Here is a 13,936-nt window from a genome sequence, read left to right on the forward strand (position 1 = left end):
TCTCAGCGGCGTGAGGCGGGGCGTACGCCGCGCGCGACGTACCCGATGATCCCGAGCAGGAGCAGCACGCCGAGGCCGTCGCTCAGCCCCTCCCAGAGGCTGCCGAACAGGCCGTCGCCGCTGAGGAACAAGAAGGTCGCGAACACCGTCGCCGCCGTCCCGGCCGCCGGCACCAGCGCGTAGGACCACGGGTGCTGCTGCGCCCACGCCCGCGTACGGTCATACCCGCGGCGCAGCAGCGCGCCGCCGGCGCCGATGAGGAAGAACACCGCGAGCCCGAACGACAGCGGCCCGGCGAGGCTCAGGTGACCGCCGAGCAGGTGCAGCGCGAGATCGGCGCCGCCCGCCACCGCTCCCCCGGCCAGCGCGACCGCCCAGGGCCCCTGGGAGGCGGCCGACATCGCGATCCAGGTCGAGTCCGAACGGCTCGGTACATCCGGTTGATACGTCATATCGCGATGATGCGTCCTCCGGGCCCGGAACGCCATCAGGGATTCCCCCGACTCGCCCCTGATGCCACCCCCACGAGATCCACAGGAGATGCCTGCGCGAACCGTACGGTGATGGACAGGCCGCCCTCGGGGCGCGCGCCGGCGGTGAGGGCGGCGTGGTGGGCCTGGGCGACGGCGTCGACGATGGCGAGACCGAGACCGACGCCGTCGCGGCGGGAGACGAGCGCTCCTCCGGCGACCGCGAGGTCGAGGGCCTCCCGGCAGGCCGAATGCTGAGTGCCGGCGTCGGCGTCGGCGTCGGGATCGGCGAGGGTGACCTCGAGGAGGGTCCGCAGCCCGGCGAAAGGCGTGCGCAGCTCGTGGGAGGCGTTGGCGACGAAGTGACGCTGGGCGTCGAAGGAATCGACGAGAAGACCAAGGCGGAAACCACCCCGCCGGCGCGCGCCGGCCGCCCGGCCGTCGTCGGTGAGGTCACGTCCGCGCCGTAGCGCTGGTACGGTCGGCCGACGTGGGGGAGCACTACTTCGCCGGGCGTCCGCAGGCGCGCAGCCGGCCGGGCACCGTGGACCTCGTCCTGCCCGATCTGCACTTCCGGCTGGCGACCGACCGGGGCATGTTCTCCCCTGACCGCGTCGACCTGGGCACACGCGTCCTGCTCGACAGCGTGCCGGCCCCTCCCCCCGAAGGCGACCTGCTCGACCTCGGCTGCGGGTACGGGCCGATCGCCCTGACCATGGCGGCGCGATCGCCGCAGGCGATCGTCTGGGGTGTGGACGTCAACGAACGAGCACTGGAATGTGGGCGGGACAACGCCCACGCCGCCGGCCTTGACAATGTAAGGTTCGGCTTGGAGCAGGACGTACCGGCCGGCACCCGCTTCGCCGCGATCTGGTCGAACCCGCCGATCCGCGTCGGCAAGCCGGCCCTGCACGCGCTGCTGGACACCTGGCTGCCCCGCCTGGTCCCCGGCGGCCGGGCCCACCTGGTCGTGCAGAAGAACCTCGGCTCGGACTCCCTGCAACGCTGGCTGCAGGACCGGGGATGGCCCACCGAGCGCCTCACCTCACGCGCCGGCTACCGGGTCCTGGCCGTCACCAACCCCGAGAAGGACACACCGTGACCACCGCCGACGCCCGCAGGCAGCTGCGCGCCACCGACGTCAAACGCCTCAACCGCGGCTGGCGGCGCCGTACCGAGAGCCGTCTCGGCCTGCTCGTGGAGTCGGTGACCCAGCCGTTCAACGTCGGATCGATCATGCGGTCGGCGGCGGCGTTCGGCGTCGAACACCTGTGGCTGGCCGGCAACGCCACTCCCCCGACCCACCCGGGCGCCCAGAAGACCGGACTGGGCACCGAGCGGCTCGTCCCCTGGGAGCCCGCCGTGCCCGTCCCCGACGCCGTACGGGCCGCGCGCGAGGCCGGGTTCCGCATCGTCGCGATCGAGCTGACCTCCGACGCGCTCCCCCTCCACGAGGCGCCGCTGGACGGCGACGTGTGCCTGGCGGTCGGCGGCGAGGACCACGGCTGCTCCCCCGCCCTGCTCGGCGCCGCCGACGCGGTCGCCTACATCCCCCAGATCGGGCGCGTCGGCTCCCTCAACGTCGCGGTCGCCACCGCCATCGCGCTGGCCGAGACCCGGCGCCGTGAGTGGGCCCGCTGACCTCGCCACGGCGCCGGCGCGGGTCAGCCCTGTGACATGTAGGTGGAGAACTCCTCCAGCGAGATCTCACCGTCCCCGTTGGAGTCCATCCGCTGGACGACCTCCGCGGCCGTCTCGTCGGTGATGTCCTCACCGAGGGCCTTCATCAGCTGCTTCAGCTCGGGAGCCGAGATGTGCCCGTCCTTGTTCACATCGACGATCTCGAAGGTCGCCGCGTAGGCGCTGGTGTCCGCCATGATCAAGCCTTCCTGCTCGGAGACGCGGCCACCGCCGGCCGCAGCGCACGACAACCTAGTCCAAAAGCCGTAACCCAGAAGACATGGACACGAGGTCCCGGCGATCGGCTTTGCCGATGTCATCAGGGTGTGCGGACACAAGCCCGCGCCTTTACGAAGTAAGGTGAGTGGTGAATCGCCTTTCACGCCGCCGAGCCGCCATACTCGAACAGGTGTCACCGGAGTTTGTGTTCCTCGATCACCCCGGGCCCATCCCGTTCGCCCACCGGGGCGGCTCCCTGAACGGCCTGGAGAACTCCATGGCGGCGTTCGGTCGCGCCATCGACCTGGGCTACCGCTACCTGGAGACCGACGTACGGGCCACGGCCGACGGCGTGCTGCTCACCTTCCACGACGCCGATCTGCAGCGGGTCGCCGGACGTCCCGGCGAGATCGCCCGCCTCCCCTACGCCAGGGTCGCCGCCGCCCGCATCGGCGGACGCGAGCCGATCCCGCGGCTGGAGGACGTCCTGGGCACCTGGCCGGCCGCCCGCCTCAACATCGACGTCAAGGCCGAGAGCGCGATCGGCCCGCTCACCGAGGTGCTGCGCCGCACCGGCGCGTGGGACCGCGTGTGCGTCACCTCCTTCTCCTCCCGGCGGCTGAGACACGTACGCGCCCGCATGCGGCTGCTCGCCGGCCGCGACGTGTGCACCGCGCTCGGCCCCCGCGGCGTCGCCGCGCTGCGCGCCCACTCCGTCGCCGGGCCGCTGTCGGCGCTGCTGCGCACCGCCGCGACCGGCGCGCCGTGCGCGCAGGTGCCCTACCGGTTCGGCGGCACCCGCTTCATCACCCCCTCCTTCCTCGCCGGCGCGCACTCCCTCGGTCTGAAGGTCCACGCCTGGACCGTCAACGACCCCGCCGAGATGGCGCGGCTGCTCGACCTGGGCGTCGACGGCATCATCACCGACGACATCGAGACCCTCCGGGACCTGATGAGGTCCCGCGGCCTGTGGGCGACGGCCACCACATGACCGAGCGAAGCGAGGGAACCGGAAACACGCCCCGGTGGTCACACCCTCCCCACCAAGGAGGTCCCGTGGCCGAAGGAACCGAAGACACCGCCCGGTGGTCACACCTCCCGACGAAGGAGGCCCCGTGACCGAGCGACGCGAGGGAACCGAAAACACGGCCCGGTGGTCACACCCTCCGACGAAGGAGGCCCCGTGACCGAGCGACGCGAGGGAACCGAAAACACGGCCCGGTGGTCACACCCTCCGACGAAGGAGGCCCCGTGACCGACACCGGTGCCGCGGGCGAATCCGTCCGCACCGGCCCGCACGCCACACCCGCCGGCACACCCGCCGCCGTGACCGGCACCGTGGCGGCTCCGGACACCCTGCGCCGCGAACGGCGCGGCTGGTACTTCTACGACTGGGCCAACTCCGCCTTCTCCTCCACGGTCGTGACCGTCTTCCTCGGCCCGTACCTCAGCACCGTCGCCGGCGCGGCCGCGGACGCGCACGGCTGGGTCCACCCGCTGGGCCTGGACGTCCGCGCCAAGGCCGTCTTCCCCTTCGCCGTCACCGTCTCGGTGATCGCCCAGGTCCTGCTGCTGCCCGTCACCGGCGCCCTCATCGACCACACCGGCCGCAAACGCGGCACCCTGGCCCTGTTCGCCTACCTCGGCGCGTTCGCCACGATGGGCCTGTTCTTCGCCTCCGGCGGCCGCTACCTGCTCGCCGCCGGCCTGTTCATCCTCGCCAACATCGCGTTGGGCTGCGCCGACGTCGCCTACAACGCCTTCCTGCCCGACATCGCCGGCCCCGACGAACGCGACGCGGTCTCCTCCCGCGGCTGGGGCTTCGGCTACCTCGGCGGCGGGCTGCTGCTCGCCCTCAACCTCGTGGTGTACCTGCTGCACGACTCCTTCGGGCTGTCGCAGGCCATGGCGGTGCGGATCAGCCTCGCCTCGGCCGGCGTGTGGTGGGCCGCCTTCACCCTCATCCCGCTGCGCCGCCTGCGCGACCACCGCCGGGCCCGTACGGGCGAGAGCGCGTTCGGCGCCGTACGGGCCGGGTTCGCCCAGCTCGGCGTCACCCTCAAGGACCTGCGCAACCGGCCGGTCACGCTGCTGTTCCTGCTGGCGTTCCTGATCTACAACGACGGCGTGCAGACCGTGATCACGCTGTCGGCGACGTACGCGACGCAGGAGCTCGACCTCGGCCAGTCCGTCGTGATCGGCGCGGTGCTGCTGGTGCAGTTCGTGGCATTCGGCGGGGCGCTGCTGCTCGGCCGGCTCGCCGACCGGTACGGCACCCGCCGCGTCGTGCTGGCCTCGCTCGTCGCCTGGACGGTGGTCGTGGTGGTCAGCTACACGCTGCAACGCGGCTCGATCACGCAGTTCATCGTCCTGGCCGCCGTCATCGGCATGGTCATGGGCGGCACGCAGGCCCTGTCGCGGTCGCTGTTCTCCCACCTGGTGCCGCGCGGGCGCACCGCGGAGTACTTCGGGTTCTACGAGATCAGCGACAAGGGCACCAGCTGGATCGGCCCGCTGGTGTTCGCGTTCGCCCTGCAGCTGACCGACAGCTACCGCAGCGCGATCGTCTCCCTCGTGATCTTCTTCGTGGTCGGTTTCGTCCTGCTGGTCGCCGTGGACGTCCCCCGCGGCGTCCGCGAAGCCGGCAATCCCCTCCCCCGCCGCGTCTGAGCCGCCGCGCGGACGAGCGAAAACCACAGGGTTGGACCGGCTCTGAGGCGGGAATCTTGTGACGGTATCCAGCGTTGCTCCACTAACGAGAACGCAAGCCGTCTGGGAGGCACGTCACGATGGCCGAGCGCGCACTTCGCGGCACCCGACTCGGAGCCACAAGCTACGAGAACGACCGAAACACCGACCTGGCACCCCGTCAGGAGGTCATGTACGACTGCCCGAAGGGCCACCGGTTCACCGTCATCCTGGCCGCCGAGGCCGAGGTGCCGATGACCTGGGAGTGCCGGAGCTGCGGCGCCACGGCCCTGATGGTCGACGGGGAAATGCCGCAGTCAAAGAAGGGCAAGCCCCCGCGCACCCACTGGGACATGCTCATGGAGCGTCGTTCGATCGAGGACCTGGAGGAGGTCCTCGCCGAACGCCTGGCCGTGCTGCGGGCACAGCGCAGGAAGACCGCATAAGCCGAAACGATCGTTGACGGGCCGTGCCGCCAGACCCCTCGGTGGCGCGGCCCGTTGCCGTCGTCCCTCCTCCGCCGGAGCCCGGCCGGCCGCTCAGCGCGGATCACGGTCCTCCTCGATCACCTCGCCCTGGACGACCCGGTGACCGGTGTCCGTGCCGCCCGCAGAGCCGCTCTGCGGGCCCGGCTCGTGCCGGGGGCGGGCCATGCCGCCGAAGCCCTCGAATGAGGCCGCTGCGCGGCTCTGCGCGACGCGGACGCGGCGGCCGACGTAGACCGCCAGCAGCCGGCGTATCAGCGGGCGGGTGAACGGCAGCACGAACAGCAGCCCCGCGACGTCGGTGAGGAAGCCGGGCGTGAGCAGCAGAACGCCGCCGACCAGCACCAGCGCGGCATCGGCCAGCTCGCGGTCGGGCAGCCCGCCCTGGCGGAACGCCTCCGTCAGCGCACGCCAGGCCCGCCGCCCTTCCCTGCGTATGATCCACGCGCCGAGCACGCTCTCCAGGATCAGCAGAGCCACCGTGGGCCATCCGCCGATGGCGTGACCGACCTGAAGGATCACATAGATCTCCAGGACCGGAACCACCAGGAAGGCGATGACCAGCGTCGCGCGAAGCATGGCTCCATTGTGACCCGCCCGGCGCGTGGTTCGCGCGCGGCGCCCCGCATCGGAGGCCCGCGGCGGGGCCACTGTCACGGAACCGCGGTGAACAGTTCGTAGCTGTGGCCGTCAGGGTCGCGGACGTAGACGCCGCGCCCGCCGCCGAGATGGTTCACCTCCCGGTCCCAGCCGTTCGCCGTCCCCGAGCCGAACGCGATCTCCCGCGCCCGCCGCAGCCGCGCCAGGACGCCGTCGAACGTGGCGTCGTCGACGAGGAAGGCGTAGTGGCCCGGCGTGGCCCCGCGCCGATCGTCGAAGTCGAAGGTGAGGTCGTGGTTGATCCGCACCGGCGTGAACGGGCCGGTGTCGGCGCCGGGCCCGGGCAGGCCCAGCAGGTCCGCGAGGAACGCGGCCGAGGCGCGCCGGTCGGTCGCGGGCACGATCAGGTGGTTCAGCAGGACGGGCATGACGCCACTCCTCCAGGTGTATGCGATTCGCATGCAAATATACATGCGAATCGCACGCATTAGGATGGCGTCATGCGTTCCGATGAGACCGATGACAGCGGGCTTGAGAACGGCGGGTTCGAGAACGGCGGGTTCGAGAACGGCGGGTTCGAGAACGGCGGGTTCGAGAACGGCGGACCGGCCCTGTTCCGGCTCGTGCGGTTCTGGTCCCGCCGCTGGAGCGGCCTGGCCGCCGAGGAGCTGACCGGGCAGGCACGCCACGTCCAGCACATCCTCACCGTGGAGGCGGCGGAGGGCGCGGCGGACGCCGACGTGGGCACGATCGCGCGCCGGCTGGGCCTGGACCACTCCGGCGCCAGCCGCATGGTCCGCGACGCGGTCGCCGCGGGCTACCTCGTACGCTCCGCCGCCGAGCGCGACCGCCGGCGCGCGTCGCTGCGCCTGACCGCCGAAGGCCGCGCACTGCTGGAGGGCTCCCGGCGGTGGCAGCGCCGGACCTTCGCCGAGCTCACCGCCGGCTGGGACGACGCCGACCGGGAACGCTTCGCCGGCTATCTGCGGCGGCTCGCCGACGAGCAGGGCGCGTGAGGCGACGCGTCCACGCCGGCCGCCTTTACGTAGTAAGGTTCCGCGTCGTCACGGCGGCGCGGGCGCCTCAGGAGGGGTCGCGTCCCGCCAGGCGGCCCAGGCGGCCCTCCACGCCCCACCGGGTGAGCTTCACGAACGCCTCGACCATGATGTCGCGGCTCATCTTGCTCGCCCCGTGGGTGCGCTCGACGAACGTGATCGGCACCTCGGCGACCTTCAGCCCCGCCCGTACGGTGCGCAGCGTCAGGTCGACCTGGAAGCAGTAGCCCTGCGACGTCACGTCGTCGATGCCGATCTTGCGCAGCGTCGTGGCGCGGTAGGCGCGGAAGCCGCCGGTCGAGTCGTGGACGTGGAAGCCCAGCAGCAGCCGCGAGTAGGTGTTCGCGCCGCGCGAGAGCGCCTCACGCTTCTTCGGCCAGTTCTCCACCCGGCCGCCGCGGACCCACCGCGAGCCGATCACCAGGTCGTTGTCCTCCAGCGCGCTGAGCAGCCGGGGCAGCTCCTCCGGCTGGTGCGAGCCGTCCGCGTCCATCTCGACCAGCACGTCGAAGCCGCGCTCGAGGCCCCACCGGAACCCCGCGACGTACGCCGCGCCCAGACCTTCCTTGCCCGCGCGGTGCAGCACGTGCACATGGTCGTCCTCGGCCGCGAGGCGATCGGCGATCTCCCCGGTGCCGTCGGGACTCGCGTCGTCGGCCACCAGCACCTCGGCCTGCGGCACGGACGCGCGGACCCGCCCGACGATGCTCTCGACGTTGTCGCGTTCCTGATACGTCGGGATGATCACGAGAACCCGTCCGACGCCCTCCGTGGTCTCCACCCGCTAGGTCCCCCTGCTCGTCCGTGTCCTCCAGGCGGCGACGGCCGCCGCCGCGAACCCAAGCAGCGCCAGCGCCCATTCGGGGGTAGCGCCGAGATGATCGGAAAGCGTACGCGACGAGCGCAGGGGTACGCGCTCGACCTGCACAGCCGGTGTGAATTCCGTCGAACGATCCAGCACGCGGCCGTCGGGGGTGATGATGCCGCTGATGCCGCTCGTCGAGGCCACGAGCATGGTGCGGCCGTGCTCGACCGCCCGCAGCCGCGACATCGCGAACTGCTGCGGCGGCAGGCTGGTCCGCCCGAATGTCGCATTGTTCGTCTGCACGACCAGCAGCGGGTTGGCCGCCACGTCGCGCACGAGGCCGTCGTAGGCGACCTCGAAGCAGATCACATCACCGATCTTCACCGGCCCGAGGCGCAGGTTGCCGGCCGAGCGGCCCTTGACGAACTCCCCCACCATGTCGAAGCGGGTGATCACCTTGCGCAGGAAGCCGCGGAAGATCGGGATGTACTCCCCGAACGGCAGCGGGTGCCGCTTGACGTAGTAGGCGCCGGGGCCGGTCTTGGGGTCCCACACGATGCCGCGGTTCTCCACGTGCTCGCCGTCACCGTGGTCGATCACGGCGCCGACCAGCACCGGCACGCCGATGTCGCGGACGGCCGCGTCGATCACCTGGCGTGCCTGGGGGTCCTGGTACGGGTCCAGGTCGCTGGAGTTCTCCGGCCAGATCACGATGTCGGGCCGGGAGAGCCTGCCCTGGCGTACCTCCTCGGCCAGCTTGTGGGTCTCCCGTGCGTGGTTGTCCAGGACGGCCTCGCGCTGGCCGAGGAAGTCCAGGCCGGCGCGCGGGACGTTGCCCTGGACCACCGCGACCGTCACCGGCCTGCCGCCCGAGGGCCGCGGCACCAAGACGCCGGCCACGCCGAGGACCAGCACCCCGGCCAGCATGAGGGCCACGCCGCGCGGCCCGGCCGGCTCAGCGCCGGGAGACGCCGCGCGCCGCCGCCACAGCGCCAGCGCGGACGCGGCCAGCAGCCCGCCGGTGAGCGCGACCACGAAGCTGATCAGCGGCGCGCCGCCGAGCGGGGCGTAGCCGGTGTAGGGCGAGGCGGTCTGGCTGAAGGCCAGCCGCCCCCAGGGGAAGCCGCCGAACGGCACCCGGCCGCGGACGAACTCCTCGGTGATCCACAGCGCGGCCGTCCACAGCGGCCAGCCGGGCAGCCGGGTGGCCAGGGCGATGCCGGTGCCCAGCAGCGCGAAGTAGAGCGCCTCGAAGACGCTCAGGGCCAGCCAGGCGTCGATCCCGACCGGGCGCAGACCCTCGAACAGCGGGAAGCAGAACGCCAGCCCGTACAGCATGCCGAGCCCGGTCGCGGCGCGCGGGCGGCGGCCGCGCAGGAGGAGGGCGAGCACCGCGGCCGACACCGGCGCGAGCGGCCACCAACCGATCGGGGGGAAGGCCGCGGCGAGCAGCAGCCCGGCGAGAACCGCCAGGGCCGGTCGTCGCAGTCGTGGGAGAAAACCTCGCCGACGGGACTCATCGGCGACGCCGGGGGTCTCCTCGGCGAGCATGTCCTGCGCCACCAACGCTCCTCGTCCGCATCGTTCGTTCTTGCGGAACCGTATCGTCCGCGGGCCGCGCCGACGAATGGAAGGTGCCGGGGGTGCGCCGCGGCCGCCCGTGCCGCCGCGTGCCGATTCGCCCGGCGGTGCACTCCGCGCCGCTCACATCCTGACCCCACCGCGCCGCGCGGCGGGCGCCGTACGCGTGCCGGAACGGAAGAGAGCCCGGGCGGTCCCTTCGAACCGGACCCGTCTCGTCGGCGGCGAGCGCGTCGGTCCGTTGTCTGATGGGTGCCCAGGCTCTAACCGAGTCTCACCGGCGCCGGCCCGGGGTGCTCCCGGCCGGGCGCGCGGATGGCCTGCGTCTGGCTTTCGACGGTTGGCGCCGCACTGCGGCGCTGCCCTTCCCCCGTCACGGCGCAGGTGCCGCGGCGCCCCGGCCGGCCGGCCGGTACGCCCTCTGGTGGACGCCTAGGCAACTTATCGGTATCCGAAGCGATGTCAACCCATGCCGCGCGCGTCACGCACCGTCAGGAGGCGCCGGGGACCACGACCGTTCCGGTCGCCGTGAGGACCACCAGCGGTTCGGCCAGCACCTCCGCGGCCGACTCGCCCTTGTCCGGCAGCGAGCGGCACACCACTCGCGCCTCCAGCGCCAGGGTGCGGCTGCGGCGGCCCACGCGTGTGACGGTCGCGGTCGCCTCCAGCACGTCACCGGCCCGTACGGGGGCGCGGAACCGCACGTCCTCATAGCCGGCGAACAGTCCCTCGTCGCCGTCGGTGCGAATGCAGACCTCGGTCGCGACGTCGCCGAACAGGCCGAGGACGTAGGCGCCGTCCACCAGGCTGCCGCCGTAGTGCGCGTGGCCGTGCGGGACGTAACGCCGGTGCGTGACGGTCAGGCCGACCCGTGCGTCGTCGCTCACGATTCCTCCTGGGGGGTCCAGCTGGGCAGCAGGGCGTGCACCAGGTACGAGGCGACCTCGCCGGGGGTGGTGCCCTTGCCGAAGATGCGGTCGACGCCGAGCTCGGTCTCGGTGACGGTGTCGAAGCGCGGCCCGCCGGCGATGAGCAGCGGGCGTCCCATGCCCGGCCCGACGGCGGTCGGGTAGGCGGCGTGGAAGGCGGCGGCCATCTGCTTGGTGTTGTGGATGTGGGCGTTCTTCTGGGTGACGACCTGGGAGACGAGCACGGCGTCGGCGTTCTCGGCCTTGGCGCGTTCGAGGAGTTCCTCCACGGTCACCTGGGCGCCCATGTTCACGACCTGGATCTCGCGGTGGTACTCCAGGCCCTTCTCCCCGGCGAACCCCTTGACGTTGAGGATCGCGTCGATGCCGACGGTGTGCGCGTCGGTGCCGATGCAGGCGCCGACCACGACGAGGCGGCGGTTCAGCACCGTGCGGATGGCCAGCTCGATCTCCTTGGCCGGCAGCAGCGGGTACTCCCGCCCCTCGGGCACCTCGATGCCGGCGTAGTCGATCAGGTGGTTGACCTTGCCGTAGACGATGAAGAACGTGAAGTGGGGTCCCATCGCCTTGGCGTGCACGACGCTGGCCGGGTCCAGGCCCATCTGCCGGGCCAGGCCCAGGGCGGCCAGCTCGGCGCGCTTGCCGGCCGGCACCGGCAGGGTGAAGGACAGCTGCACCATCGCGTCGCCGGTGGTGTCGCCGTACGGGCGGATGATCGAGGGGAGGTCGGTCGCCTCCGGTACCCCGGTCGTGGTCTCGCGCTGGATCACCGCTGCACGCTCCCTGCGGGTGTCTGGGGCCGGTGGCCCGCGTGGGGGTCTTCGGTCTCGAGGATGTCCAGGGCCGGGCCCACGTAGCCGTCGGCGCGCTCGACCACGCCGTCCAGGCCCTTGCCGCCGTCGGCGGGCCGGCGCGTCACTCCGAAGGTGCCGTCGGCGATCGCCTGCAGGAGGGTGTCGTCGCAGATCCGCTCCAGCAGGTCGACCGACTCCGAGAGCACCTGCTCGGCGCGCTGGACGACGAAGCCGTCGGGCCGGGGCACGAAGTCCTCGGCCAGGGCGCCGCAGGCGTCCCGGACGTACCGGACGTTCTCCAGGGCCAGGTCGCGGTCGGACAGCCAGGGCGTGTGGATGCCCTCGGTCATCATGCCGATCAAGATGATCGACTGGCCGGTCATCACCCCGGCCAGGTTGAAGAACGCGTCCAGCAGGTAGCCGGCGAACACGTTCCCGGTCATGTGCTTGGTCGGCGGCATGTACTTCAGCGGCGCGTCCGGGAACAGCTCGCGGACCAGCTGCGCGTGGGCCAGCTCCAGCCGGAAGGAGTCCGGCAGGGCCGGGTTGATCTCGAAGGCGTGGCCGAGGCCGAGCTGGGAGTCGGCCAGGCCCGCCTCGCGGCCGAAGCGTTCGTTCAGCAGCTGGCTGACCACGACGGTGTGCGCGGCGTCGACCGCGTCGGCGGTGGTGAGGTAGTTGTCCTCGCCGGTGTTGATCACGATGCCGGCGCGGGCGTGGACCTGGCGGGAGAACCGCTGGTCGATGAAGGTGCGCCGGGGGTTGATGTCGCGGAAGATGATGCCGTACATGCAGTCGTTGAGCATCATGTCGAGGCGTTCGAGGCCGGCGAGCGTGGCGATCTCGGGCATGCACAGGCCGGAGGCGTAGTTCGTCAGCCGCACGTAGCGGCCCAGCTCCTTGGACACGTCGTCCAGGGCGGCGCGCATGAGCCGGAAGTTCTCCTGGGTGGCGTACGTGCCGGCGTAGCCCTCGCGGGTGGCGCCCTCGGGCACGAAGTCCAGCAGCGACTGGCCGGTGGAGCGGATCACCGCGACGACGTCGGCGCCCTCGCGCGCGGCGGCCTGCGCCTGCGGGATGTCCTCGTAGATGTCGCCGGTGGCGACGATGAGGTACACCCACGGCTTGGGCGGGTCGCCGACCTCGGTGAGCAGTTGGTCGCGTTCGGCGCGGCGGCGGTCGATGCGGGTGATGCCCTCCCGGGCGGCGGCGCGGGCGTGCGCGGTGGCCGCGGCGGCGTCGTCGCCGGAGGGCAGGCGGAAGGTCACCGCGCCCAGTGCGGCGGCCTGCGCCAGTGCGGACAGGTCGGCGTAGGACTCGCGGCGCAGGGCGTCCCAGACGGGCAGCGCGACGCCGTGTTCGAGGCCGACCTGGTCGCGTACGGCGTCGACGAGGTGGTTCACCCACGGGCGGCCGTCGGCGTCGGCGCCGGACAGGCCGGCCAGGCGCAGCTGCGCGCGTTCGACCGAGACGGTCGTGTGCGTGCGGGCCATCTCGATGACCGGCTCGGCGGCGCGTTCGGCGAGGCGGCGTGCCTTGGCCACCACCTGCGGATCCAGGTTCAGTTTGCCCATCACTCCTCCACCCGCTCCTTGAAGATCTTCGCTACGCCGGGTTCGGTGCGCAGCAGGTCCAGTGCCATCTGCGCGTGCCCTGGGGCGTACCCGTTTCCGATCAGCATGGTCACATCGGCGGCCAGTCCCTCGGCGCCGAGCGCCGCGGCCGAGAACGAGGTGGCCATCGAGAAGAACACGATCGTGCCGCCCGCGGCGGTGGCCAGGATCGCGCCGTGCTCGCAGCCGGGCACGTCGACGCAGACCACGGTGACGTCGGCCGGCGCGCCGACGGCGCCGGCGAGCGCGATCGGGTCGCGGGCGTCGGCGATCACGACGTCGTCGGCCAGTCCGGCCGCGCGCAGCCGCGCCGCCTCGGCCTCGAACGGGACCACTCCGATGGTACGTGCGGCACCGGCGCGGCGAGCCGCGGCCAGGGCCAGGGACCCGCTCTTGCCCGCGGCGCCGATCACCGCGACGACCGGCGCGGTACGGGCGGCGACGACGCCGTGGGTGAGGGCGGGCGCGCCGCAGACGTCCATGACGGCCAGGCTCAGCCCGGCGGGCAGGTCGGCCGGGAGTTCGGCGGCGATCGAGCGGGCGAACAGGATCGCGTGGCCCTCGGCCGGGACCTGCTCGCCGCGGCCGTCCCAGCGGCGCAGGTCGTCCTCGACGTGCAGCGGCGTGAGGGTCAGGGAGACCAGGGTGGCGATCCGCATGCCGGGCGTCAGGCCCAGCGGGGACCGCGGGCCCACCTCGTCGACCACGCCGATGAGCATGCCGCCCGAGCCGGTGACCGGGTTGTGCATCTTGCCGCGGGTCCTGATGATCTGCAGGACCTCGGCGCGGATGGCGTCCGGATCGCCGTCGTGGGCGGTGTGGAGCTGCCGGTAGGAGGCGGCGTCCAGGTTCAGGCGTTCGAGGCGTACGCGGACCTCGTCCTCGCGGATCCGCGGATCGGGATCCAGACGGCGGGCCGCCTGCGGCAGAACGCCGGGCGGCTCCAGGACCCGGTGCAGACCGACCGGAGAGCTGTTCATCCCTCACCTCAAGGTAGCGTGTAGTGGAATATCTGCT

General features: G+C 72.3%; 16 protein-coding genes and 1 pseudogene. 6 read left to right on the forward strand and 11 right to left on the reverse strand.

Features of this window, described 5'->3' with window-relative positions:
- Nucleotides 1-2 precede the first annotated feature (2 nt).
- Both QSK37_RS22580 and QSK37_RS22585 read right to left on the reverse strand, forming a co-directional pair.
- Nucleotides 3-452, reverse strand: coding sequence for a hypothetical protein (locus QSK37_RS22580; RefSeq protein WP_285624485.1), 450 nt, complete (start codon nt 450-452; stop codon nt 3-5).
- Nucleotides 453-736: 284 nt separating this feature from the next.
- Nucleotides 737-853 (reverse strand): annotated as a pseudogene (locus QSK37_RS22585) (histidine kinase dimerization/phospho-acceptor domain-containing protein); the annotation flags it as partial.
- Between the two features lie 107 nt (nt 854-960).
- On the opposite strand from QSK37_RS22585, the gene QSK37_RS22590 reads away from it, so the two are divergent.
- Together QSK37_RS22590 and QSK37_RS22595 are read left to right on the forward strand one after the other, a co-directional pair.
- Complete coding sequence (locus QSK37_RS22590) at nt 961-1,572, forward strand: class I SAM-dependent methyltransferase (RefSeq protein ID WP_285624487.1); 612 nt, start codon at nt 961-963, stop codon at nt 1,570-1,572.
- Nucleotides 1,569-2,111, forward strand: a complete 543-nt coding sequence (locus QSK37_RS22595) for a TrmH family RNA methyltransferase (RefSeq protein ID WP_285624491.1) — start codon at nt 1,569-1,571, stop codon at nt 2,109-2,111. The genes QSK37_RS22590 and QSK37_RS22595 overlap by 4 nt, the downstream gene beginning before the upstream one ends.
- A gap of 23 nt (nt 2,112-2,134) precedes the next feature.
- On the opposite strand, the gene QSK37_RS22600 is transcribed toward QSK37_RS22595, so the two are convergent.
- Nucleotides 2,135-2,347 (reverse strand): EF-hand domain-containing protein, encoded by a 213-nt coding sequence (locus tag QSK37_RS22600; RefSeq protein WP_285575525.1) that lies wholly within the window; start codon nt 2,345-2,347, stop codon nt 2,135-2,137.
- Nucleotides 2,348-2,559: 212 nt separating this feature from the next.
- Here QSK37_RS22600 and QSK37_RS22605 point away from each other — a divergent pair, with 212 nt between their 5' ends.
- From QSK37_RS22605 to QSK37_RS22615, 3 genes are all read left to right on the forward strand, one after another.
- The gene (locus tag QSK37_RS22605; RefSeq protein ID WP_285624494.1) at nt 2,560-3,360 is read left to right on the forward strand and encodes a glycerophosphodiester phosphodiesterase family protein; all 801 of its coding nucleotides are present in this window, start codon (nt 2,560-2,562) and stop codon (nt 3,358-3,360) included.
- 260 nt (nt 3,361-3,620) lie between these two features.
- Nucleotides 3,621-5,039: an MFS transporter gene (locus QSK37_RS22610; RefSeq protein ID WP_285624497.1), complete on the forward strand. Its 1,419-nt coding sequence runs from the start codon at nt 3,621-3,623 to the stop codon at nt 5,037-5,039.
- Nucleotides 5,040-5,158: 119 nt separating this feature from the next.
- Nucleotides 5,159-5,503 (forward strand): RNA polymerase-binding protein RbpA, encoded by a 345-nt coding sequence (locus tag QSK37_RS22615; protein WP_141963948.1) that lies wholly within the window; start codon nt 5,159-5,161, stop codon nt 5,501-5,503.
- A 93-nt stretch (nt 5,504-5,596) separates the two neighbouring features.
- Here the strand turns inward: QSK37_RS22615 and QSK37_RS22620 are convergent, their stop codons facing one another.
- A complete protein-coding gene (locus QSK37_RS22620) occupies nt 5,597-6,121 on the reverse strand; it encodes an FxsA family protein (protein WP_285624499.1) in 525 nt (174 codons plus the stop codon).
- Between the two features lie 74 nt (nt 6,122-6,195).
- Nucleotides 6,196-6,570, reverse strand: coding sequence for a VOC family protein (locus tag QSK37_RS22625; RefSeq protein ID WP_285624502.1), 375 nt, complete (start codon nt 6,568-6,570; stop codon nt 6,196-6,198).
- Between the two features lie 72 nt (nt 6,571-6,642).
- Here QSK37_RS22625 and QSK37_RS22630 point away from each other — a divergent pair, with 72 nt between their 5' ends.
- Nucleotides 6,643-7,158 carry a MarR family winged helix-turn-helix transcriptional regulator gene (locus QSK37_RS22630; protein WP_285624505.1) on the forward strand — a complete coding sequence of 172 codons (516 nt, stop codon included), beginning with the start codon at nt 6,643-6,645 and terminating at the stop codon, nt 7,156-7,158.
- 67 nt (nt 7,159-7,225) lie between these two features.
- Here the strand turns inward: QSK37_RS22630 and QSK37_RS22635 are convergent, their stop codons facing one another.
- The 6 genes from QSK37_RS22635 to kdd all read right to left on the reverse strand — a co-directional run bounded on the left by QSK37_RS22635 (nt 7,226) and on the right by kdd (nt 13,899).
- Nucleotides 7,226-7,978, reverse strand: coding sequence for a polyprenol monophosphomannose synthase (locus tag QSK37_RS22635; protein ID WP_285624507.1), 753 nt, complete (start codon nt 7,976-7,978; stop codon nt 7,226-7,228).
- 3 nt (nt 7,979-7,981) lie between these two features.
- Complete coding sequence (gene lnt / locus QSK37_RS22640; protein ID WP_285624510.1) at nt 7,982-9,565, reverse strand: apolipoprotein N-acyltransferase; 1,584 nt, start codon at nt 9,563-9,565, stop codon at nt 7,982-7,984.
- A 509-nt stretch (nt 9,566-10,074) separates the two neighbouring features.
- Complete coding sequence (gene kal / locus QSK37_RS22645) at nt 10,075-10,470, reverse strand: 3-aminobutyryl-CoA ammonia lyase (RefSeq protein WP_285624512.1); 396 nt, start codon at nt 10,468-10,470, stop codon at nt 10,075-10,077.
- On the reverse strand, nt 10,467-11,282 hold the full coding sequence (gene kamE, locus QSK37_RS22650; protein WP_285624515.1) for a lysine 5,6-aminomutase subunit beta: 816 nt from the start codon (nt 11,280-11,282) through the stop codon (nt 10,467-10,469). The genes kal and kamE overlap by 4 nt, the downstream gene beginning before the upstream one ends.
- On the reverse strand, nt 11,279-12,880 hold the full coding sequence (gene kamD, locus QSK37_RS22655) for a lysine 5,6-aminomutase subunit alpha (RefSeq protein ID WP_285624517.1): 1,602 nt from the start codon (nt 12,878-12,880) through the stop codon (nt 11,279-11,281). The genes kamE and kamD overlap by 4 nt, the downstream gene beginning before the upstream one ends.
- Nucleotides 12,880-13,899: an L-erythro-3,5-diaminohexanoate dehydrogenase gene (gene kdd / locus QSK37_RS22660; protein WP_285624520.1), complete on the reverse strand. Its 1,020-nt coding sequence runs from the start codon at nt 13,897-13,899 to the stop codon at nt 12,880-12,882. The genes kamD and kdd overlap by 1 nt, the downstream gene beginning before the upstream one ends.
- Nucleotides 13,900-13,936 lie beyond the last annotated feature (37 nt).

Origin of the sequence: Actinoallomurus iriomotensis, from assembly GCF_030269445.1 — a bacterium.
GTDB lineage: Bacteria > Actinomycetota > Actinomycetes > Streptosporangiales > Streptosporangiaceae > Actinoallomurus > Actinoallomurus iriomotensis.